The sequence below is a fragment of the Lentibacillus sediminis genome, from assembly GCF_002763455.1.
GTDB classification, from domain to species: Bacteria; Bacillota; Bacilli; order Bacillales; family Amphibacillaceae; genus Lentibacillus_D; species Lentibacillus_D sediminis_A.
In genome coordinates this window covers 392,855-414,101 of record NZ_NIXK01000002.1, presented here as the reverse complement: position 1 = coordinate 414,101, position 21,247 = coordinate 392,855, and the positions used below count along the sequence as shown (strand labels likewise).

General features: G+C 46.5%; 21 protein-coding genes. 18 read left to right on the top strand and 3 right to left on the bottom strand.

Annotated features, from left to right (window positions below; genetic code table 11):
• Positions 1-2 precede the first annotated feature (2 nt).
• The 3 genes from rpe to spoVM are packed head-to-tail and all read left to right on the top strand — an operon-like array spanning position 3 to position 1,439.
• Positions 3-662, top strand: a complete 660-nt coding sequence (rpe, locus tag CEG13_RS06195; protein ID WP_100011197.1) for a ribulose-phosphate 3-epimerase — start codon at positions 3-5, stop codon at positions 660-662.
• A gap of 5 nt (positions 663-667) precedes the next feature.
• Positions 668-1,315 (top strand): thiamine diphosphokinase, encoded by a 648-nt coding sequence (locus CEG13_RS06190; RefSeq protein WP_100011003.1) that lies wholly within the window; start codon positions 668-670, stop codon positions 1,313-1,315.
• Positions 1,316-1,355: 40 nt separating this feature from the next.
• Positions 1,356-1,439, top strand: coding sequence for a stage V sporulation protein SpoVM (gene spoVM / locus CEG13_RS06185; RefSeq protein ID WP_100011002.1), 84 nt, complete (start codon positions 1,356-1,358; stop codon positions 1,437-1,439).
• Positions 1,440-2,236: 797 nt separating this feature from the next.
• Here spoVM and rpmB read toward each other — a convergent pair.
• Entirely contained in the window at positions 2,237-2,425 is a 189-nt protein-coding gene (gene rpmB, locus CEG13_RS06180) for a 50S ribosomal protein L28 (protein ID WP_100011001.1), read from the bottom strand.
• 322 nt (positions 2,426-2,747) lie between these two features.
• On the opposite strand from rpmB, the gene CEG13_RS06175 reads away from it, so the two are divergent.
• Positions 2,748-3,110 (top strand): Asp23/Gls24 family envelope stress response protein, encoded by a 363-nt coding sequence (locus CEG13_RS06175; protein WP_100011000.1) that lies wholly within the window; start codon positions 2,748-2,750, stop codon positions 3,108-3,110.
• A 34-nt stretch (positions 3,111-3,144) separates the two neighbouring features.
• Entirely contained in the window at positions 3,145-4,803 is a 1,659-nt protein-coding gene (locus CEG13_RS06170; protein WP_100010999.1) for a DAK2 domain-containing protein, read from the top strand.
• A gap of 239 nt (positions 4,804-5,042) precedes the next feature.
• Here CEG13_RS06170 and CEG13_RS06165 read toward each other — a convergent pair whose 3' ends face one another.
• The gene (locus tag CEG13_RS06165; RefSeq protein WP_100010998.1) at positions 5,043-6,329 is read right to left on the bottom strand and encodes an NCS2 family permease; all 1,287 of its coding nucleotides are present in this window, start codon (positions 6,327-6,329) and stop codon (positions 5,043-5,045) included.
• A gap of 134 nt (positions 6,330-6,463) precedes the next feature.
• Between CEG13_RS06165 and sdaAB the strand changes: the two genes are divergently transcribed.
• The 9 genes from sdaAB to rnc all read left to right on the top strand — a co-directional run bounded on the left by sdaAB (position 6,464) and on the right by rnc (position 14,469).
• Positions 6,464-7,126, top strand: coding sequence for an L-serine ammonia-lyase, iron-sulfur-dependent subunit beta (gene sdaAB / locus CEG13_RS06160; protein ID WP_100010997.1), 663 nt, complete (start codon positions 6,464-6,466; stop codon positions 7,124-7,126).
• Between the two features lie 19 nt (positions 7,127-7,145).
• Positions 7,146-8,021 (top strand): L-serine ammonia-lyase, iron-sulfur-dependent, subunit alpha, encoded by an 876-nt coding sequence (sdaAA, locus tag CEG13_RS06155; protein WP_100010996.1) that lies wholly within the window; start codon positions 7,146-7,148, stop codon positions 8,019-8,021.
• Between the two features lie 15 nt (positions 8,022-8,036).
• The gene (gene recG / locus CEG13_RS06150; RefSeq protein ID WP_100010995.1) at positions 8,037-10,070 is read left to right on the top strand and encodes an ATP-dependent DNA helicase RecG; all 2,034 of its coding nucleotides are present in this window, start codon (positions 8,037-8,039) and stop codon (positions 10,068-10,070) included.
• A gap of 75 nt (positions 10,071-10,145) precedes the next feature.
• On the top strand, positions 10,146-10,733 hold the full coding sequence (gene fapR, locus CEG13_RS06145) for a transcription factor FapR (RefSeq protein ID WP_420843790.1): 588 nt from the start codon (positions 10,146-10,148) through the stop codon (positions 10,731-10,733).
• Positions 10,734-10,738: 5 nt separating this feature from the next.
• The gene (gene plsX / locus CEG13_RS06140) at positions 10,739-11,746 is read left to right on the top strand and encodes a phosphate acyltransferase PlsX (protein WP_100010994.1); all 1,008 of its coding nucleotides are present in this window, start codon (positions 10,739-10,741) and stop codon (positions 11,744-11,746) included.
• A complete protein-coding gene (gene fabD / locus CEG13_RS06135; RefSeq protein WP_100010993.1) occupies positions 11,743-12,684 on the top strand; it encodes an ACP S-malonyltransferase in 942 nt (313 codons plus the stop codon). The genes plsX and fabD overlap by 4 nt, the downstream gene beginning before the upstream one ends.
• A complete protein-coding gene (gene fabG / locus CEG13_RS06130) occupies positions 12,684-13,424 on the top strand; it encodes a 3-oxoacyl-[acyl-carrier-protein] reductase (protein ID WP_100010992.1) in 741 nt (246 codons plus the stop codon). Before fabD ends, fabG begins: the two co-directional genes overlap by 1 nt.
• 33 nt (positions 13,425-13,457) lie before the next feature.
• Entirely contained in the window at positions 13,458-13,691 is a 234-nt protein-coding gene (gene acpP, locus CEG13_RS06125) for an acyl carrier protein (protein WP_100010991.1), read from the top strand.
• A gap of 94 nt (positions 13,692-13,785) precedes the next feature.
• Positions 13,786-14,469: a ribonuclease III gene (rnc, locus tag CEG13_RS06120; protein WP_100010990.1), complete on the top strand. Its 684-nt coding sequence runs from the start codon at positions 13,786-13,788 to the stop codon at positions 14,467-14,469.
• Between the two features lie 45 nt (positions 14,470-14,514).
• On the opposite strand, the gene CEG13_RS06115 is transcribed toward rnc, so the two are convergent.
• Positions 14,515-14,739 carry a DUF1128 family protein gene (locus CEG13_RS06115; protein WP_100010989.1) on the bottom strand — a complete coding sequence of 75 codons (225 nt, stop codon included), beginning with the start codon at positions 14,737-14,739 and terminating at the stop codon, positions 14,515-14,517.
• A 168-nt stretch (positions 14,740-14,907) separates the two neighbouring features.
• Here CEG13_RS06115 and smc point away from each other — a divergent pair, with 168 nt between their 5' ends.
• The 4 genes from smc to ffh all read left to right on the top strand — a co-directional run bounded on the left by smc (position 14,908) and on the right by ffh (position 21,247).
• Positions 14,908-18,474 carry a chromosome segregation protein SMC gene (smc, locus tag CEG13_RS06110; protein WP_100010988.1) on the top strand — a complete coding sequence of 1,189 codons (3,567 nt, stop codon included), beginning with the start codon at positions 14,908-14,910 and terminating at the stop codon, positions 18,472-18,474.
• 12 nt (positions 18,475-18,486) lie between these two features.
• Positions 18,487-19,479, top strand: a complete 993-nt coding sequence (gene ftsY / locus CEG13_RS06105; RefSeq protein ID WP_100010987.1) for a signal recognition particle-docking protein FtsY — start codon at positions 18,487-18,489, stop codon at positions 19,477-19,479.
• A 93-nt stretch (positions 19,480-19,572) separates the two neighbouring features.
• Positions 19,573-19,890 carry a putative DNA-binding protein gene (locus CEG13_RS06100; protein ID WP_100010986.1) on the top strand — a complete coding sequence of 106 codons (318 nt, stop codon included), beginning with the start codon at positions 19,573-19,575 and terminating at the stop codon, positions 19,888-19,890.
• Positions 19,891-19,903: 13 nt separating this feature from the next.
• Positions 19,904-21,247, top strand: a complete 1,344-nt coding sequence (ffh, locus tag CEG13_RS06095) for a signal recognition particle protein (protein ID WP_100010985.1) — start codon at positions 19,904-19,906, stop codon at positions 21,245-21,247.

The window sequence follows — 21,247 nt, the reverse complement described above, 5'->3', positions numbered from 1 at the left end:
TGATGACGAAAATAGCTCCATCAATACTAGCAGCTGATTTTGCAAAATTAAAAGAAGAGATACAGGATGTAGAAAAAGGCGGGGCGGATTATATTCATGTGGATGTGATGGATGGTCATTTTGTTCCGAATATCACGATCGGTCCGCTGATCGTGGAGGCAGTCCGTCCGGTTACATCGCTCCCCCTTGATGTGCATTTAATGATCGAAAATCCCGATCAGTACATCGCAGCGTTTGCTGAAGCAGGTGCTTCGATTATCACGGTTCATCAGGAAGCGAGTGTGCACCTGCACCGGACTATCCAATTAATCAAAAGCAATGGAGTAAAAGCAGGGGTTGTCATTAATCCGGCAACACCGGCGGAATCCCTGCTGCCAATATTACCGGAAGTCGATTTGGTGCTGGTGATGAGTGTTAACCCAGGTTTTGGCGGACAACAATTTATCGAACAAAGTCTCTCGAAAATTGAAAAACTGGCTGCATGGCGCAAAAAAAATAATTTCTCCTATGAAATAGAAGTAGATGGCGGAATTAATGCGAGTACTGCCAGAACCTGTACGGCGGCGGGAGCCGATGTACTGGTGGCCGGAAGCGCGATTTTTAAACAATCCGACAGACATCACGCGATCCGTGAACTGGTGACGGCAGCAGAAGGGAAGTAACATCTATGACCAGTGTCGGAATTGTCGGCAGCGGGCCAGCAGGGCAGCTCCCTGATTTGCTTTTGTACACAGACGAGATTGATTACTGGATTGGTGCAGACAGCGGTGCCCTCTTGCTTATGGACCATCAAATTTCCGGAGATTATGCGGTGGGCGATTTTGATTCCGTTACAGAAAAGGAAAAAAAGCAGATTCGCTTACTTTTCACCCATATGGAAGAATATCCGCGGGAAAAAGATGAAACAGATCTGGAATTAGCGCTGCAACAGGCTTATGCCATGGAGTCTGATACCATTTATCTGTTTGGGGTCACCGGCGGCAGACTGGATCACGAAATAATCAACATCCAGCTTTTGTACCGAATGATGCGAGAGGGAATACGCGGTGTTCTGGTCGATGCATACAATCAACTGGAACTGACTGCTCCCGGCACCCATACGATTACCCGGGAGGAACGATTTCCTTATATTTCTTTTATCCCTTTTACACCGCATGTAAAAGGATTGTCGCTAACGGGCTTTCAATATCCGTTGGTCAATAAGGATATCACATGGGGATCCACCCTTTGTATTTCAAACAAGCTTCTTTCAAATAATGGTACTTTTTCTTATGAGGAAGGCATACTATTACTAATAAAGAGTCGTGACATTTGATTTTACCAGGCTTTGTTTGTAATCAGAGGAGGGGGAACTCATGAAATTTTATACTATTAAACTCCCAAGATTTATTGGCGGATTTGTAAAGATTGTAATTGGCACGTTTAAAAAAGATAAGTAGGCAAGAAAACCTGCAGGACAGAAAACGTATGTCCTTAACGCTGGATGAGGGAAAAAACGCCCGCTTCTGGGGGTTTTTTTTGCCGATGCTTTACAGCAAACAAGCTTTTGTCAGTACCTGACGGAAGCTTCTTTTTTTTGCAAAGCTTTATTCGTAAGCTTTGTTGCTTTTTATTACGTAGTTGATGGAAACTGTGCTGTAGCCCGCCGCTGCGGAAATACCCCTCGCTTTCCGCGGGAAGCTGCCGAGCCTCCTCGCGCTGTCGCGCTGTGGGGTCTCACCTATGCTCATCATCCCGCAGGAGTCTACGGGTATTTCCTCCGCTAATAGTGTGCTTCGTTGCTTTACTGCTTGCTAAATTTAAAAGAGCAAATCCACTTTTGATGGTTGATTTCCGCTGTGGGCAGCCGCGCACCTTACAGCCCCCTCGCGGTAAACCGCCGCTGCTGAGGTCTAGGCTCGTGCTGACTCCACAGGAGGCTGTTGCCGTCCGCTCCGATCAAGGATGCAGGCTTCTGTTAATTGATTTTAAAAAACAACACCATCAGCGAAGGAAATACATGGAGACTCCTGCGGGAGGAAAGGCCTAGGTGAGACCCCGTAGTGCGCCAGCACAAGGGGGCTCACCAGCCTCCCGCGGAAAGCGGAATGTATTTCCGTAGCGGCAGGAGTTATGTCACAGTCTAAAGATATTGTGAAAAACAATATTCTTTTAGAAAACAGCCCTTTGTAAAGGATTCAGGCAACGAAAAAAAGCACCTTGTCGGGTGCTTTTTCCAAGTAAGACTAATGTTATATTAGACACGCTCTACTTTGCCTGATTTAAGGGCGCGAGCAGAAACATAAACACGTTTAGGTTTTCCGTCCACCATAATACGCACTTTTTGTACATTAGCTTTCCAATTACGCTTGCTGGAATTCATAGCGTGAGAGCGATTGTTTCCAGTACGGGTTTTACGTCCAGTAACAACACATTTTCTAGCCATGGCAATCCCTCCTACTCTAACATGTGTCATTTTTCATTCTTACTTAATTTATCACAACTTCGGGGAGATTGCAATCTATTTTACCAGCTCAGAGGCTGCAGCTTGTCTTATACCGGAGATGCCGAATGTCTATAAAGAGAAATACCTTGACAGAACGCCTTTTTTCGTTCATGGTTAGAAGGGGCTGAATTACATAGCAAGCTTTTTTACTGAGGATGAAAATGGTTACATTTTTGCGGAAACAGATAAACATCGCTTTTAAAATCGGGTGACGTATAGTAAAATATGTTTATATTAGCGCAGGCGGTTAAGGAGGATTACGATGTCAATTGAACTGAATACAAATGATGGTCAGGTAACCATCACCAATGATGTAATCGCAACAATTGCAGGCGGTGCTGCAGTGGAATGCTACGGCATTGTCGGGATGGCATCCAAAAGCCAGATCCGGGACGGGATAGCCGAAATTCTGCGAAAAGAAAACTTCTCCAAAGGCGTCGTTGTACGCCAGGAAGAGGAACACTTGCATATTGATATGTACATTATCGTCAGCTACGGGACCAAAATATCCGAAGTGGCACATAATATGCAGGCACAGGTAAAATACACATTAAGCCAGTCGCTTGGGCTGGAAATTGACTCCGTAAATATCTATATTCAAGGAGTTCGAGTGGCAAAGGATTAACCTTTGCCGGTTTGTTTGTAAAGGAGGAAGCATAGTGACACTTCAACAATTGGATGGGAGCACATTTACAAAAATGGTACTCTCCGGGGCGCGTCATCTCTCAAACAATGCAGAAAAAATTGACGCATTAAATGTTTTCCCTGTGCCTGATGGAGATACCGGGACAAATATGAATTTATCAATGACTTCCGGGGCAAATGAGGTCAAAAATCTCGGCAGTGAGGATATATCTAAAGTCGCCAATGCCTTTGCAAAAGGGCTGTTAATGGGTGCCAGGGGAAATTCAGGAGTGATTTTATCACAAATCTTCCGCGGATTTGCCAAGGGAATGGACAAAAAGCAGACACTGACCGCTGGCGATTTGGCTCATGTCTTTGAAAGTGGAAGTGCTACGGCATATAAAGCGGTAATTAAGCCGGTGGAGGGAACCATACTTACCGTTGCCAAGGATGCTGCAGCCAAAGCAGCTGAATTGGGCGATGAAGAAACAGATATCATAACTCTTATGGAAGCCGTGCTTGCTGAGGCAAAGGCTTCACTGAAGCGCACCCCGGATTTATTGCCAGTACTGAAAGAGGTCGGAGTTGTGGACTCCGGCGGACAGGGCCTCGTAACGATTTATGAAGGATTTCTCGCCGCTTTAAAAGGGGAAGAACTGCCTGCAGCAGACTCAAGCGTTGATATGGACGAAATGGTCAATGCTGAGCACCATAAACATCAGGACTTCATGGATACATCAGAGATTGAATTCGGCTACTGCACGGAATTCATGGTGAAATTTGAAGAGGACAAGCTGGCTGAACATCCGTTTATTGAAGAAGATTTCCGCAATGAACTGTCCGGACATGGTGATTCGCTGCTGGTTGTCTCGGATGAGGATGTCGTCAAGGTACATGTACACGCAGAATATCCCGGCAGCGTTATGACCATTGGCCAGCGCTATGGCAGTTTGATCAATATGAAAATTGAAAACATGCGGGAACAGCATACAGCAATAGTCGGTGACAAGAAAGCCGGGCAGGCTCCAAAGGAAAAAGCAGAATATGCGATTGTCACGGTGGCGATGGGAAGCGGATTGAAGGAGCTCTTGGAAAGCCTAGGTGCAACAGTGGTCATCGAAGGCGGACAAACCATGAACCCAAGCACCCAGGACATCACGACTGCTATTGAAGAAGCCAATGCGAATAATGTTTTAATTTTACCTAATAACAAAAATATCATAATGGCTGCAGATCAGGCGGCAGAGCTTGCCGAGGGAAGTGTGCAAGTGGTGCCGACGACCACTATTCCAGAGGGCATCAGTGCGATGCTTGCTTTCCATCCCGATGTGGATATCACCGAGAATAAACAGGCGATGGAAGCTGCCGGCAAGCAGGTAAAAACCGGACAGATAACCTATGCTGTAAGGGATACTAAAATTGACGGCATGACCATTGAGAATGGGAATTTTATGGGAATTGCAGACGGGAAAATCAGGGCATCCCATCATGATAAGGCAGAAGCAGTAAAACAGCTCTTGAAAGAAATGATTACTGATGAGGATGAAATATTGACAATTCTTCGTGGTGAAGATGTGGATGAGCAGGAAGCGGACGAGCTCATCCGATATATCGAGGAAAATTTTTCCGATATTGAAGTGGAAATACATCACGGCAACCAGCCAATCTATTCTTATATTTTTTCCGTGGAATAAGGAACAAAAGCGGAAGCGACCGTTTAGCGACGTATGGGCTGGACTGAGCCGGAGGAGATAAAGGAAACACGGCGACCGGAGGGAGCCGATGTTGACTTATCGTACGGAGGTGAGGGAAGTCCACTAGTCGCTGGGCGCTGGAGCTGGACGTGGCATATCCTGATTCTGGCTATCCACTACGAACAGGAAGTTATAATTTTCTAAACATAAAAATTCGCCCTCGGCTTGAGGGCGAATTTTTATATACCTATAATCTTAATGAGAAAATCACCAAGAAACAAGAATGAAATAACTGCCAGTGGAACAGACAGCTCTTTCCATCTTCTCTGAGCAATTTTAGCAATTGGGTAGGCAATAAATCCAAATGCCATTCCGTCAGCAATGCTGTAGGTGAATGGGATCATAACGATGATCAAAAGACCCGGCAGTGACTCTGATAGGTTTTCCAGTGGAAGATGACGGATGCTCTGTGCCATCAGCATGCCTACAATAATCAATATCGGACTGATTGCTGTGTCCGGAATCATTGTAATCAAGGGAATGATAAAAATCGTTCCAAGAAATAGCACACTTGCTATGATGGCCGTGATCCCGGTTCTCCCTTTTGAGGCGATTACAGCAGCATTCTCCGCAGCAGATATCGTTGGAGAGGTGCCGAAAAACGCACAGCTCAGAGAAGAAAAAGCAGTCACCTGATAAGCTTTCCGGTAGCTTCCGTGCCTGTTCAGCATCTCCAGCTGTCCATGGAGGATCCCCATGTTTTCAAATATAAGAATCATCGCAAGCGGAAACACGCTGACCCAAAACGCCAGTTCACCGAGTGCTGAAAACGACGGCAGAAATAGCTGTGCCTCGGCAAGGATATTGCCTGTGTTTTCATCAGCCGGTTCAATAAGCCCGAAAAGATAAGCGATTAAAGTGCCTAAAACCATTGTAATAAGAAAATTGGCCGGGATGTTCCGGATAAACAAAAAGATGGCCAAAAACAATGTCAGGACTCCAGCAACTACCTGAGGAGAAGTAAAATTCCCAAGTGCAATCACTGAATTTTCACCGCTGACGACCAAGCCGTTTTTCTCCAGGCCAAGCAATATTAAAAACAAGCCAATTCCGGCGGTTATCCCGTGCTTCAAAGAATCAGGGATCGCATCGCGTAAAATACTCCCCAATCTGCTGAAGGCCGTAATCAAGAACAGCAGTCCGGCGACCAGCACCACAGCCAGTCCTTCCTGGAATGTCAGTCCGGATCCTTGCACAATCGAATAGGCGAACAATGCATTGATGCCCATTCCCGGAATAACGATCAGCGGGAGTTTGGCGAAGAGCCCCATTAACAGGGTCCCTGTAAAGCATGCCAAAATGGTCGCAATCATCCCGCTTTCAAGCGAAATGCCTGCTTCACTCAAAATGGAACCATTGACAATCACAATATATACGGTGGCAAGATAGCCGATGATCCCGGCTGTCCATTCTGTCCGCAGGTTCCCTTTCGCGTAAAGACCATTATGATGTTTTTCAGAAGACATATATTTTCCTCAATTATTTTGCTATCCCTCTCCCACCCGATTATAAATCTATAATCCACAAATGATTATTATAAACTTTTTTGTTATACTTTACAATAGAAGTTAAATTATACGAAGACTAGGCGGTGGCAATAATGAAATACAATTCGGTGTTTGATATTATTGGTCCGGTGATGATCGGTCCGTCCAGTTCACATACTGCAGGGGCTGCACGAATTGGCAAGGCGGCCCGCAATCTGTTTGGAAAAGAACCCCAATGGGCGAGAATTCATCTGTATGAATCCTTTGCCAAGACTTACAAAGGACACGGGACAGATTTTGCGCTGGCAGGCGGGCTGCTGGGATTTGAAACAGACGACACCCGCATGAGCCAAGCATTGGAGCTTGCTGAGAAAAAAGGGCTGGAAATTGAATTTATTGAAGACAGCGCTAAGGCAGACCACCCAAATACGGCCCGGCTGATTATCGGGGACGGGAGCGATCAGCTGGAACTGGTCGGCATCTCGATTGGCGGAGGTAAAGTGGAAATTACGGAACTGAACGGGTTTGAACTGCGGCTTTCCGGTAACCACCCGGCCATTTTGATTATGCATAATGACCGTTTTGGTGCAATCGCATCCGTTACAGAAATACTTGCAAAATACGAGATTAATATCGGGCATATGGAAGTGAACCGCAAAGATGTCGGAAAAGAAGCCCTGATGGTGATTGAAGTTGATCAAAATGTTAAGGACAGCATTTTAAAAGAATTGGAAAATGCGTCTCATATTATTCAGATTGCTAAAATCGCAAACTGACAGGAAGGGGAGTTTTATTATGTTCAGAACAGCTGCGGAACTAGTTGAAATGGCGGAAAAAGATAATATCGCCATTTCCGAGGTGATGATTCGCCAAGAAATGGAAGTCAAAGATAAAACACGCGAAGAAATTTTTGCAGAAATGGAGAAAAACCTCCAGGTGATGGAGAATGCGATTGAAGAGGCCCTGGAGGGAGTGGAGTCAGTTACTGGCTTAACGGGCGGGGATGCTGTCCTGATTCAAAACTACATGAGGGAAAAAACTCCGCTTTCCGGTAATTTGCTCATGGATGCGGTATCTAAGGCAATGGGCACCAATGAAGTGAATGCCGCGATGGGCACAATTTGCGCCACCCCGACAGCGGGCAGTGCAGGCTGTGTGCCGGGAACGTTGTTTGCGGTAAAAAATCAGCTGAATCCGACAAGGGAGCAAATGATCCGGTATTTGTTTACAGCAGGGGCATTTGGCTTTGTCACCGCTAATAATGCATTTATCTCCGGCGCGGCAGGCGGCTGCCAGGCTGAAGTGGGCTCAGCCGGAGCAATGGCCTCTGCAGCGATTGTGGAAATGGCGGGCGGCACACCACAGCAGTCTGCTGATGCATTTGCCATCACCCTGAAAAATATGCTCGGTCTTGTATGCGATCCGGTTGCCGGACTCGTTGAGGTGCCATGTGTTAAACGGAACGCGGCCGGATCCTCCCTGGCAATCGTGTCAGCGGATATGGCACTTGCCGGTGTAAAAAGCAGAATCCCATGCGATGAAGTAATTGGCGCTATGTACCGGATTGGCAAGCAGATGCCTACTTCCTTGAGGGAGACAGGAGAAGGCGGGCTTGCCGATACACCGACAGGGCGCCTCTTAAAAGAGAAAATTTTTGGAATGTCGGTATAGAGAGAGTGAAGGAATATGCTGGAAGATGCGGTAACAGCGGTAAACGGTGTCGGAGAAAAACTGGCAGAGGATCTGGCGGCAATGCATATTGTGACCATCCGTGATCTGCTCGACTATTTTCCATACCGTTATGACGTGTATGAGATAAAACCGCTTCGTGAATTAATTCATGACGATAAAGTAACCATTGAGGGAAGGGTTGTGCATGAACCCTCCCTCGCTTTTTATGGAAAAAAACGATCAAGGCTCTCCTTTACGGTAGAGACGGAAAATGTGGCGATTAAGGCGGTCATGTTTAACCGGGCGTTTGCCAAGAAGCAAATAAACCCGGGAGATACGGTTACCTTAACGGGAAAATGGGATGCACATCGCCTGCAGATTACTGTCAGCAATTATAAAAAAGGAGCGGCAGACCAGCAGGCAAAAATGCAGCCGATGTATTCGGTGAAGGGTGATGTGAGCAACTACAAACTGAAGAAGATCATCCAGCGGGCACTCGGGGATTATGGCAGAGAAATTGCGGAGATTTTACCGGAACGATATTTACGGGATTATAAACTGCCTGGCCGCCAAAAAGCATTGATGACCATGCATTTTCCAAAGAACCGAATAGCTTTAAAGCATGCACGCCGGCGGTTTATCTATGAGGAATTTCTGCTGTTTCAGCTGAAAATGCAGCTGCTTCGCAAACTAAAACGCGAGGCAACAAAAGGAAATGCTCAAAGGTATCAGGCCGATCAGCTGCAGGCATTTATCGCCGGATTCCCTTTTACCCTGACAAAAGCTCAGAAAAAAGCATTGAATCAGATTCTATCTGATATGAAGTCATCATATCGGATGAACCGGCTGCTGCAAGGGGATGTCGGGTCTGGTAAAACAGCGGTTGCTGCCATTTGCCTGTATGGCTCGATTACAGCGGGAAGACAAGGAGCACTGATGGTACCGACGGAAATCCTTGCTGAACAACATTATCAATCACTAACGGAATTATTCGGAGGAGATGCGAATATTGTGTTATTGACCGGCTCGGTAAAGGGGAAAAGGCGCAAGGAGCTGCTGGCTTCTCTGGAGAGTGGTGAGGTGGATATTGTGATCGGAACCCATGCCTTAATTCAGGATGATGTGTTTTTCTGTGATCTAGGACTGGCCATTGTGGATGAACAGCACCGGTTTGGCGTAGAACAGCGGCGGGTACTGAGGGAAAAAGGACTGAAGCCGGATGTGTTATTCATGACTGCTACCCCGATACCAAGAACCCTTGCGATTACCGCGTTTGGTGATATGGATGTCTCGGTGATTGATGAAATGCCGGCTGGCAGGAAAGCGGTGGAGACATTTTGGGCCAAGGAGAACACTTTTGAACGGATTCTTGGCTTTATCGAAAAGCGTGTTTCCGAAAAAGAGCAGGCATACGTCATTTGCCCGCTGATCGAGGAATCGGATAAATTAGATATACAAAATGCGGTGGACCTCTATCATCAGCTGCAGGAATTTTTCCCTCCTGAAGTGCGTGTTGGTTTGATGCATGGCCGGCTGCCGGCGGAGGAAAAAGAAGCGGTGATGAAACAGTTTGCGGAAAACGACATCCATGTGCTTGTTTCCACAACAGTCATCGAGGTCGGTGTGAATGTGCCAAATGCTACGATGATGGTCGTATATGATGCCGAGCGGTTCGGTCTTTCCCAGCTTCACCAGCTGCGCGGCAGGGTCGGACGAGGTGAAAAGCAAAGCTACTGTATTTTAATTGCCGATCCAAAAGGGGAAGTCGGCAAAGAAAGAATGCGGATTATGACCGAAACGACAGATGGCTTTGAACTGTCTGAACAGGATCTGAAATTAAGGGGGCCCGGGGACTTTTTTGGCAAAAAACAGAGCGGAATTCCGGAGTTCAAGGTCGCTGATATGATCCACGACTATCGTGCGCTGGAGACAGCAAGAAAGGATGCGGAAGAGATCATTGAAACGAATCTCTTGGCAAAGGATCCATCTTTCACCCCATTGGAGCATTATCTGGAAAACCAAATCCTTCTGACAGAAAAACTGGATTAACTGTATGCTTGCATAATTAATGCAGCTATTATATATTACTGTTAGTACCAAGTCTTAATTTCAGGAACGTTTTGGATGGGATCGGTCAAATTGAGAAAAAGCAAAGCAGAACGCCAGCAACTATTAAAACAAACCATTGATGAAACTCCATTCATTACGGACGAGCAGCTCAGCAGACGGTTTGGAGTGAGCATTCAAACCATCCGCCTGGACCGTTTGGAGCTTTCCATTCCGGAACTCCGTGAACGGATTAAAACAGTTGCCAGCAGTAATTGGAATGAGACAGTCAGGGCATTGCCGCTCGAGGAAGTCATCGGCGAGGTGATTGATCTGGAGTTAGACAAGCGGGCGATATCCATTCTTGATATCCGGCCGGAACATGTATTTTCCCGCAACCAGATTGCACGCGGGCATCATCTGTTTGCCCAGGCCAATTCGCTGGCAGTAGCGGTTATCAATGATGAACTCGCTCTGACAGCGAAATCTGAGTTAAAATTCACACGCCAGGTGAAAGAAGGAGAGCGTGTGATAGCTAAAGCGACAGTAAAAGGAAGAAATGAAAAAGGTTTAACTATTGTCATGGTAGACAGTTTTGTAGACAACGAGAAGGTGCTTGCCGGACAGTTTCACATGTATCAGGCAAATGAAAATAAAGGGGAATAACGCTTATGAGACTAGCAATTGATGCCATGGGAGGCGATCATGCCCCGAAGGAAATTGTGTCAGGCGCAATGGATGCTCTTGACCAGATAAAAGGATTAACGGTTACCCTGGTAGGGGATGAAAAGCAAATGAAGCCATACGTGAGTCATTCGGAGCGTGTGGAAATTATACATACAGATGAAGTGATCACCAGTGAGGACGAGCCGGTCAGAGCAGTAAGACGCAAAAAGAACGCCTCACTCGTGCTGATGGCAGAGGAAGTGAAACAAGGCAAAGCGGATGCCTGTATTTCCGCGGGAAACACTGGAGCACTAATGAGCGCAGGTCTGTTTGTTGTCGGCAGAATTCCAGGAATTGACCGGCCTGCCTTAAGCCCGACCCTTCCTACGATTGACGGAAAAGGGTTTTTGCTTTTGGATGTGGGAGCAAATGTTGACGCCAAGCCGGAGCACCTTCTGCAGTACGCTGTGATGGGCTCCATTTACACCGAAAAAGTTCGGGGAATTTCTAATCCAACTGTCGGTCTTTTAAACATCGGCACCGAAGATGGCAAAGGAAACGAACTCACGAAAAAAACCTTTGCGCTTTTGCAGCAAGCGCCAGTAAACTTTGCGGGCAATGTGGAAGCGAGAGATATTTTAAGCGGGACCGCGGATGTCGTGGTAACTGATGGATTCAGCGGCAATATTGCGCTTAAAACGATCGAGGGCACCGCAATGACGATGTTTTCTATGCTGAAGGAAACATTTATGTCTTCGATGAAAACCAAGCTTGCTGCCGGGATGGTAAAAAGCGACTTGAAAAACCTTAAACAAAAGCTGGACTACTCGGAATATGGCGGTGCGGGACTGTTTGGGCTGGCCGCACCCGTTATTAAAGCCCATGGATCATCCAATCGCAGAGCTGTACTTAATGCAATTAAACAGGCAAAACACATGGTGGATTACCGTGTTACCGATACTATCAGAAATACAGTGGAAACAATGAACAGGGAGAAGGAGGAATCCGAATGAAACGTGTAGCATTTATGTTTCCCGGCCAGGGTTCCCAGGCAGTTGGAATGGGTAAAGAATTTTATGATGAATTCCCGGGGATTAAGGAAATGTACAGGGAAGCCGATCAGGCACTGGGAAAAAGCATCACAGACATTATGTTTAACGGACCTGATGAAACATTGACAGAGACGGAGAATGCTCAGCCGGCTTTACTGCTCTCAAGTATCGCCGCTCATACCTTGCTGCTAAAAGATGAGGTGCAGCCTGTGATGACAGTAGGACACAGTCTTGGTGAATACAGTGCTCTGGTCGCAGCGGGCGCCATTTCACTGGAGGACGCATTGCCGCTGGTGGCGACTCGCGGAAGGCTAATGGAAGAAGCTTTTCCAAAAGGGCAGGGCACCATGGCAGCAGTCCTTGGCTTGAAGGAAGAGGAAGTTGCTGATGCTCTTCAAGAAGTGAAGGATGAAACAGTTGATCTTGCCAATTTAAATTGTCCGGGTCAGATCGTTATTTCCGGTTCCCAACAGGGCGTAGAACAAGCCGGCAGCATATTAAAAGAGCGCGGTGCCAAACGGGTGCTTCCACTGAATGTCAGCGGACCGTTTCATTCCAGGCTGATGAAACCGGCTAATCAGGAATTTGCCGAATATCTGAATGAAGTGGATATCTCCGATGCAAATATTCCCGTATATGCCAATGTATCGGCAGAACCAGTCACAGACAGTGAAGAGATGAAAGACTTGCTGTTGAAACAATTATATTCACCAGTGCAGTTTGAAGCGTCGATCCGCCGGATGCTTGATAAAGGTGTGGAAGCTTTTGTAGAGGTCGGAAATGGCAAGGTGCTCAGCGGCCTGGTGAAAAAAATCAGCCGGCGGACACCCGTATTTGCTGTACAGGATATCGAATCATTGAATAAATTCATCTCATGGTACCGGGAGGAGGAACAGTAATGCTGAACGGAAAAAATGCATTGGTAACCGGGGCTTCGCGTGGGATCGGCCGGGCGATTGCGCTGGAACTCGCCAGACAGGGTGCAAATGTCGCTGTCAATTATGCCGGCAGTGCCGAGAAGGCGCAGGCAGTTGTCGATGAAGTGACAGAGCTTGGAGGAAGCGCATTTAAAATACAGGCCGATGTAGCTAATGAGGCGGATGTCAAAGCGATGATGAAAGAGGTCGTCAGCGGGTTCGGCAGTCTCGATATTCTAGTGAACAATGCCGGTGTAAACCGGGATAATCTGCTGATGCGAATGAAAGAAGAAGAATTTGACCAGGTTATTAATACGAATTTAAAAGGCGTTTTTCTCTGCACCAAAGCTGTTACCAGGCAGATGATGAAGCAGCGTTCCGGCAGAATTATCAATGTCTCTTCTATCGTCGGGGTGAGCGGCAATCCCGGCCAGGCTAATTATACCGCAGCCAAAGCAGGGGTCATCGGGTTAACCAAAACCTCAGCCAAAGAGCTCGCTTCCCGGAATATTTTGGTCAATGCGGTAGCACCCGGTTTCATTTCCACAGATATGACCGATGCACTCTCAGAGGAACAACATGCGGGAATGCTCGGCATGATTCCGCTGGAGAGGCTGGGGAAACCGGAGGATGTAGCCAGAGTCGTGCGTTTTCTGGCAAGCGAAGATGCAAATTATATTACTGGCCAGACGATTCATATTGACGGCGGCATGGTGATGTAATAAATGAGCAGCCTTGAAAGGGGGTGAGGGCAAGTGGCAGATGTATTTGATCGTGTAAAAGCAATTATTGTGGATCAGCTTGACGTGGAAGAAGAAAAAGTAACCATGGAAGCATCATTCAAGGATGACCTGGAAGCTGATTCACTTGATGTAGTGGAGCTTGTAATGGAGCTTGAAGATGAATTCGATATGGAAATTGCTGATGAAGAGGCGGAAAAAATAAATACGGTTGGTGACGCTGTGAATTACATAAACAGTGTTCAGTAAAAAGATTATCCAACCATTGAAAATAGTTTTGTAAAACAGAGAGTCCTGCATTCGCAGGGCTTTCCGTATATTTTGACTAAAGGTGGCATTTAGCATGAATGTGACACAATTGGAAGAAACAACCGGCATTTCATTTAATAATCATGCTTTGCTGAAACAGGCATTTACACATTCATCCTATGTGAATGAGCATCGTGAAGAAGCGACTTCGGACAACGAACGGTTGGAATTTTTAGGAGACGCCGTTCTGGAATTGGCAGTATCGCAGTATCTGTTCCGGAAGAACCCCAATATGCCGGAAGGAGAAATGACCAAATTGCGTGCTGCAATTGTCTGCGAACCATCACTGGAGAATTTCGCCAGGGATTTGGGTTTCGGCGACCATATGCTGCTTGGCAGAGGAGAAGAGCAGACCGGCGGACGCGACCGCCCATCCTTGCTAGCAGATGTCTTTGAGTCATTCCTGGGAGCCTTGTATTTGGATCAGGGATTTGCCGTGGCGCTGGAGTTTTTTGAGACTCATGTATTTCCGAAGATAAAAACCGGTGCTTTTTCGCATGCGATGGATTATAAAAGCCAGCTGCAGGAACTGATTCAGCGGGACAAGAATCAGACGATCAAGTATGTGATTGCCGAGGAGAAAGGGCCGTCCCATGACCGGGAGTTTGTTGCAGAGGCTTCTTTGAATGGAGAAGTCGCCGGAAAGGGAACCGGACGCACCAAAAAAGAAGCGGAGCAGCGGGCAGCAAAGGCAGCATTGGATAATTATAATACCTGATGAAAAAAGGCTGTCCCTTTCATATAAAGGGAACAGCCTTTTACTTCATCCTTTCCTTACTTCACGCAATTCTTCAATAAATGCCTGGGTTTCTGCGGCACTCAGACTGCCTTTTTGCAGGATCAGATCATACATAAGCTTAATATCATCGTACTTATCGATATCATAATCTTCCGGGTCTAATAGACTCCGATTCACCACATTCAGTCGATCAGCCAGTTCATTAAGAATAAAAGCAAGATTTTCTTCCGATGGATATTCCAAATTCATATTAACACCTCTCCACTCTTCTTTTGCGGCTAAGTTTATGATAAAATAAATGCGGTAAAAAGCCAAATTATTTTTAGCATAAAAAATTATACACCCATACATACAATGAAGGCTTTTGCCATTAAAGCTTGGTGAACAGCCAGGTTTTTCCAAAATAGGAGAATGTATATGCATTTAAAACGATTGGAAAGTGTAGGCTTTAAATCATTTGCCGAGCGCATTAACGTGGAATTTGTGCCAGGAGTCACCGCAGTGGTCGGGCCAAACGGAAGCGGAAAAAGCAATATCACCGATGCCATACGCTGGGTGCTTGGAGAGCAGTCCGCCAAATCACTGCGCGGTTCCAAAATGGAAGACATCATCTTCCAGGGCAGCGACACGAGAAATGCGCTCAATGTAGCAGAGGTTACCTTGGTTCTTGATAATCAGGACGAAGCACTTCCGCTTGATTATGAGGAAGTAAGTGTTACGAGACGAGTCTACCGTTCCGGTGAAAGTGAATTTTATATAAATAAACAGTCGTGCAGATTGAAGGATATTATCGATTTGTTCATGGATTCCGGTCTCGGTCGGGAAGCGTTTTCGATTATCAGCCAGGGGAAAGTGGAAGAAATTTTAAGCTCAAAGGCCGAGGAAAGAAGGACCATTTTTGAAGAGGCGGCCGGTGTGCTGAAATATAAGCAGCGCAAGAAGAAAGCAGAATACAAGCTGGCCGAGACACAGGAAAATTTAAATCGGGTGGAAGACATTATCCATGAGATAGACCAGCAGATGGAACCACTTGAGGAACAGGCGGAAACGGCAAAAACATACAAACGGTTGAAAGCACAGTTAAAAGAAGAGGAAATCTCTCTATTAATTACAGAAATCGAATCCCTTCACGACCGGTGGCAATCATTATCCAACAAATTGGAAAGCGATAAAAATAAGGAAATAGCCATGAAAACAGAGATCCAGCAAAAGGAGGCCAAGCTGGAGAAAGAACGTCAGGAAATCCAGCAGCTGGATGAAGCGATTGATGCCTTGCAGGAACAACTGCTCACATCAACCCAATCGCTGGAAAAATATGAAGGAAAGAAACGGCTTTTCAACGAGCGGACAAAACATTTTACCGAGAATAAACAAAAGCTTGAGACACAAAAAGAGGAAACGGCCAAGCGTATCGGCAGACTGCATGAAGAAGTCACTGCAGAAAACAAAAAACTGCATGATTTAACGGAAGTGAAAAGTGCGACAAGCGAGAATGTCAAACAGTTAAAGTCAAGACTTACTGCAGATAAGCAGGATATTGCCGACAAACTGGAAGAACTAAAATCGGAATACATTGAAGAGCTGAATGAGCAGGCTGCCAAGCGGAATGAAAAGCAATCCATTCAGCAGCAGCTGACACAGCTGACAGGAAAAACGGACAGACAGACAGAGAAATTTGAAGGACTACTGCAATCAAGAAAAGAGCTAAACAGGCAAGGGGAAGAGCTTAAGCACGAACTGAACCAGCAGGAAAAGGCCTGTGAAGAAAAGGAAGATGATATCCGCAAGCTGAAAGAAGAACTGAAGAAAATGCGAGCGGCTTTTCAGGAGTCCCAAGCGAAACAGAATCAAGGGTACCAATATATCGAAAAACTGAAGTCGAAAAAAGAAATGCTGGAAGAAATGAAAGATGATTTTCAGGGCTTTTTCCATGGAGTGAAAGCTGTATTGAAAGCAAGAGAAGATCGGCAATTAACCAATATCCATGGCGCAGTTATTGAATTAATGGACATTCCGAAAAAGTATCTGAGAGCGATGGAGAGTGTATTGGGCGGGCAGGCACAGCACATTGTCGTGGATGACGATCAGGCGGCCCGGCAGGCAATTGCCTGGCTGAAGAAAACAAATAGCGGGAGAGCGACATTTCTGCCGCTGGCCTCGATTCAAGAGCGGTTTGTGACAAGGGGTGTGCTCGCTGACATCGAAAGTCATCCTGGTTTTATTGGGGATGCTGCCAGTTTAATTGACACACACCCTGACTATCAAAAAGCAGTGAAACATCTGATGGGACATGTCCTGATTGCTACAGAGCTAAAAAGTGCCAATGAAATTGCCAGACTTTCCGGCAGAAGATACCGGGTGGTTACCTTGGAAGGGGATGTGGTGAACCCGGGCGGCTCGATCTCCGGGGGTGCCCAGAAAAAAACCGGGCAGTCTTTGTTTACCAGAGAAAAAGATTTGCAGGAAGTAACAGAAAAGCTGAAAGATTTTCAGGCGAAAATGACCAACTTTGAAAAAAACGTCCAAAACCAAGAGCAGCAGATCAGCGAGAAGGAAAAACTGCTCACAAAGGAAGAAGAAGCGGAGAGAGAGGAAAACGAGAAGCTTGCCGATTTGCGTAATGTCTCGAAGGAACTGGATATGAAGTTAAGGGCATTGAATGATAATCTCACCCTGTATGATCAGGATAAACAGCAGTATGATGAGGACAGGCAAACCTTGAATGAGCGGGAAGAGCGATTAAATACGGAATTAAACGAACTGAAAGAAAAGCTGGAAGCGATGCAAAGCGAAATAAATGGATTAACCGAGCAGGAAAGCGCCTGGCAGGAGAATAAACAAAAATTGGAAACACAGCTTCATGAGCAGCAAGTAACACTCGCTGAACAGGAAGAGCGTGTAAAAAACCAGCGGGAACGTGCACGGGCTTCAGAAGAGGAACTGCAAAAAGCAGATCAGCAATATAACAGTGTTCATAATGATTTACAGGAATTGGAAGAAATGCATCATTCCGAAGAAACTGAAGAAGAAATGGAAGAAACGATTGCCAGAAAGAAACAGGAGAAAGCGGCATTCACTGCCGAGATCCAGGAGAAGCGTGCCGAACGCTCCACTCGTACTCGAGATTCAGAGGATCAGGAAAGGGAACTGAAGGAAGAAAACAAAAAGCATCAGCAATTTATTCAAAATATCCAACAGCGGGAAGTTCAAGTCAACCGGCTGGATGTTGATCTGGAAAACAGGCTGTCCCATCTGCAGACCGAGTATACCATCACCTATGAAAAAGCGAGCCAGCTATATGATAAGGCCGAAGATCCAGAAGCGGCTAAATCGGCTGTAAACGAACTGAAGCAAAAAATTGATCGTCTGGGAACGGTTAACCTCGGGGCAATCGAGGAATTTGACCGCATTACAGAGCGGCACGATTTTCTCATCGAACAGAAAAATGACTTGGTGGATGCAAAAGAAACACTCTTTGCAGTGATTGCAGAGATGGATGAGGAAATGATTACGCGATTTGATGATACATTCAAGCAGATTAAAGAGGAATTTGCTCACGTTTTCCGCCAGCTGTTTGGCGGCGGCCGAGCGGAATTGAAATTGACGGATCCGAACAACCTTCTTGATACCGGGGTGGACATTGATGCCCAGCCTCCAGGGAAAAAGCTGCAGCATCTCGGGCTTTTATCGGGAGGCGAGCGTGCCCTGACAGCCATCGCTTTGTTGTTTGCCATTCTAAGGGTGCGCCCTGTGCCATTTTGTGTCTTGGATGAGGTGGAAGCGGCCCTGGATGAAGCAAATGTAACCCGGTTTGCAAAGTATGTCAGACTGTACAGTGAGAAAACCCAGTTTATTGTGATTACCCACCGAAAAGGCACGATGGAAGAATCGGATGTCCTCTACGGTGTAACCATGCAGGAATCCGGAGTGTCAAGACTGGTATCCGTCCGTCTCGAGGAAACAAAAGAACTCATTGAATCCTAAGGAGGAATAGCCATGAGCTTCATGGATAAATTGAAAACCAGGTTCAAGAAAACGGAAGAAACCGAAGAGGTCTCCACAAAGTATAAGGAAGGGATGAAGAAATCAAGAAATTCTTTTTCCGGAAAAATAAATGATCTGATTGCCCGCTATCGAAAAGTCGATGAAGAGTTTTTCGAGGAGCTGGAAGAAGTGCTGATCGCAGCAGATACCGGTGTCATGACGGTGATGGATCTGATTGACGAACTGAAGATGGAAGTGAAACGACAGAACATCAAGGACACGAAGGATATCAAAGATGTCATTTCAGAAAAACTCGTGGAAATCTATTACGGTGATGACGATGAAGAGGTGGAAACACTCAATCTTAAGGAAAATGAATTGTCGGTTATCCTGGTCGTTGGCGTAAACGGTGTGGGGAAAACCACCTCTATCGGCAAATTGGCCTACCAGCTGAAACAGGAGGGCAAAAGGGTAGTCCTGGCTGCCGGAGATACATTCCGTGCCGGTGCGATTGAACAGCTGGAAATATGGGGAGAACGTGCGGATGTCGATGTGATCAAGCAGGGGCCGGGAAGCGATCCTGCTGCCGTGATCTATGACGGGATTAAAGCAGCCAAATCCAGAGAGGCAGATGTACTGATCTGTGATACTGCCGGCAGACTTCAGAATAAGGTCAATTTGATGAATGAGTTAACGAAGGTAAAAAGGGTGATTGAGCGTGAAGTCCCCGGAGCTCCGCATGAGGTTCTGCTCGTATTGGATGCTACTACCGGCCAGAACGCGTTGAATCAGGCCAAGACTTTCTCCGAAGCAACCAACGTATCCGGGATTGTATTAACAAAACTGGATGGAACAGCTAAAGGCGGGATTGTGCTTGCCATCCGCAATGAATTACAAATCCCGGTCAAATTTGTCGGACTCGGCGAACAAGTGGAAGATCTGCAGAAATTTGATGCCCATGCCTTTGTATACGGGCTGTTTGCTGATATGCTGGAAGAGGCATAGCTGCTGGGAACCCGCTGGAACCCTTCTTGACAAAACAGCAGGATGTCCGTTATGCTTTTGTAAAGGAATTTCACTTAACAAGAGGTGAAAGATTTGCTTGAAAAAACAACAAGGATCAATTACTTGTTTGATTTTTACCAGAATCTGCTGACAGCCAAACAGCGAAACTATATGGAGATGTATTATGCAGATGATTATTCATTAGGTGAGATTTCCGAGCTGTTTGAAATCTCCAGGCAGGCGGTTTATGATAACATCAGACGAACCGAGAGTATGCTTGAAGCCTATGAAGATAAACTGCAATTATACGAGAAATTCCGCGAGCGTGAGTCACTGATCAGCAGAATCGAACAAGCTGTTACGGAGGTCCGGGTACGCGAATGGCTCCATCAATTAAAAGAACTGGATTAGGGGGACACCTTCTATGGCATTTGAAGGATTGGCCGACCGTTTACAAGGAACAATAAAGAGAATTACAGGCAAGGGGAAGGTTTCCGAGCAGGACGTAAAAGAAATGACTCGTGAAGTCCGGCTCGCCCTCCTGGAAGCCGATGTCAATTTTAAAGTTGTCAAACAATTGATTAACCGCATCAAAGAACGGGCGGTGGGGCAAGAAGTAATGGAAAGCCTGACACCCGGTCAGCAGGTTATTAAAGTCGTCAAAGAAGAACTGACGGAATTAATGGGCGGCGAGCAGAGCAAGATTGCCGCTTCAGACCGTCCGCCCACTGTCATTATGATGGCGGGTTTGCAGGGTGCCGGTAAAACAACAACTGTTGGTAAGCTGGCCGCCCATCTGCGCAAGAACCATAACCGCAAACCACTGCTCGCAGCCGCGGATATTTACCGCCCTGCAGCGATTCAGCAGCTGGAAACACTTGGCAAGCAGCTGGATATGCCGGTCTTTTCGATTGGAACGGAAGCGAACCCTGTGGATATTGCCAAAAAGGCGATCGAAAAGGCAAAAGAAGAACATTACGACTATGTCATCATCGATACCGCTGGCCGGCTCCATGTAGACGAGGATTTAATGGATGAACTGGCGCAAATCAAAACCGCCGTGACCCCGGATGAGATTTTTCTCGTAGTGGATGCGATGACCGGGCAGGATGCGGTGAATGTTGCGGAAAGCTTTAACGAACAGCTGGACGTTACCGGGGTAGTATTGACCAAGCTTGATGGGGATACGCGCGGTGGTGCGGCTCTGTCCATCAAAGCTGTCACCGGGAAACCAATTAAATTTGCCGGTATGGGGGAGAAACTCGATCAGCTCGAAGCCTTTCATCCGGAACGCATGGCCTCACGGATTCTCGGGATGGGGGACGTCCTTTCCCTGATTGAGAAGGCCCAGACCAATGTCGATGAAAAACAGGCAAAGGATCTGGAAGAGAAGATGCGCACCATGTCGTTTACCTTTGATGACTTCCTGGAACAAATGGGACAGGTAAAGAATATGGGGCCGCTGGATGAACTGATGGCCATGATTCCTGGTTCAGGCAAAATGAAAGGACTGAAGAATGCGCAGCTTGATGAAAAACAGCTCGTACATGTCGAGGCGATCATTCAGTCGATGACGAAGAAAGAACGTCAGGATCCCGGTCTTATGAATGCAAGCAGGAAGAAACGGATCGCCAAAGGTTCGGGGACTTCGGTTTCCCAGGTCAACCGTCTGCTGAAGCAATTCGACGAGATGAAGAAAATGATGAAGCAAATGACTAATATGCAAAAAGGCAAAAAAGGGAAAGGAATGAATCTTCCCTTCATGTAA

Excerpts from the sequence above, each read along its gene's own strand:
- fapR (WP_420843790.1), top strand. The coding sequence starts at position 10,146 with ATGGGATCGGTCAAATTGAGAAAAAGCAAAGCAGAACGCCAGCAACTA.
- sdaAA (WP_100010996.1), top strand. The coding sequence starts at position 7,146 with ATGTTCAGAACAGCTGCGGAACTAGTTGAAATGGCGGAAAAAGATAAT.
- spoVM (WP_100011002.1), top strand. The coding sequence starts at position 1,356 with ATGAAATTTTATACTATTAAACTCCCAAGATTTATTGGCGGATTTGTA.
- rpe (WP_100011197.1), top strand. The coding sequence starts at position 3 with ATGACGAAAATAGCTCCATCAATACTAGCAGCTGATTTTGCAAAATTA.
- CEG13_RS06175 (WP_100011000.1), top strand. The coding sequence starts at position 2,748 with ATGTCAATTGAACTGAATACAAATGATGGTCAGGTAACCATCACCAAT.
- fabG (WP_100010992.1), top strand. The coding sequence starts at position 12,684 with ATGCTGAACGGAAAAAATGCATTGGTAACCGGGGCTTCGCGTGGGATC.
- rnc (WP_100010990.1), top strand. The coding sequence starts at position 13,786 with ATGAATGTGACACAATTGGAAGAAACAACCGGCATTTCATTTAATAAT.
- CEG13_RS06190 (WP_100011003.1), top strand. The coding sequence starts at position 668 with ATGACCAGTGTCGGAATTGTCGGCAGCGGGCCAGCAGGGCAGCTCCCT.
- CEG13_RS06165 (WP_100010998.1), bottom strand. The coding sequence starts at position 6,329 with ATGTCTTCTGAAAAACATCATAATGGTCTTTACGCGAAAGGGAACCTG.
- fabD (WP_100010993.1), top strand. The coding sequence starts at position 11,743 with ATGAAACGTGTAGCATTTATGTTTCCCGGCCAGGGTTCCCAGGCAGTT.
- rpmB (WP_100011001.1), bottom strand. The coding sequence starts at position 2,425 with ATGGCTAGAAAATGTGTTGTTACTGGACGTAAAACCCGTACTGGAAAC.
- plsX (WP_100010994.1), top strand. The coding sequence starts at position 10,739 with ATGAGACTAGCAATTGATGCCATGGGAGGCGATCATGCCCCGAAGGAA.
- smc (WP_100010988.1), top strand. The coding sequence starts at position 14,908 with ATGCATTTAAAACGATTGGAAAGTGTAGGCTTTAAATCATTTGCCGAG.
- CEG13_RS06115 (WP_100010989.1), bottom strand. The coding sequence starts at position 14,739 with ATGAATTTGGAATATCCATCGGAAGAAAATCTTGCTTTTATTCTTAAT.
- ftsY (WP_100010987.1), top strand. The coding sequence starts at position 18,487 with ATGAGCTTCATGGATAAATTGAAAACCAGGTTCAAGAAAACGGAAGAA.
- ffh (WP_100010985.1), top strand. The coding sequence starts at position 19,904 with ATGGCATTTGAAGGATTGGCCGACCGTTTACAAGGAACAATAAAGAGA.
- sdaAB (WP_100010997.1), top strand. The coding sequence starts at position 6,464 with ATGAAATACAATTCGGTGTTTGATATTATTGGTCCGGTGATGATCGGT.
- recG (WP_100010995.1), top strand. The coding sequence starts at position 8,037 with ATGCTGGAAGATGCGGTAACAGCGGTAAACGGTGTCGGAGAAAAACTG.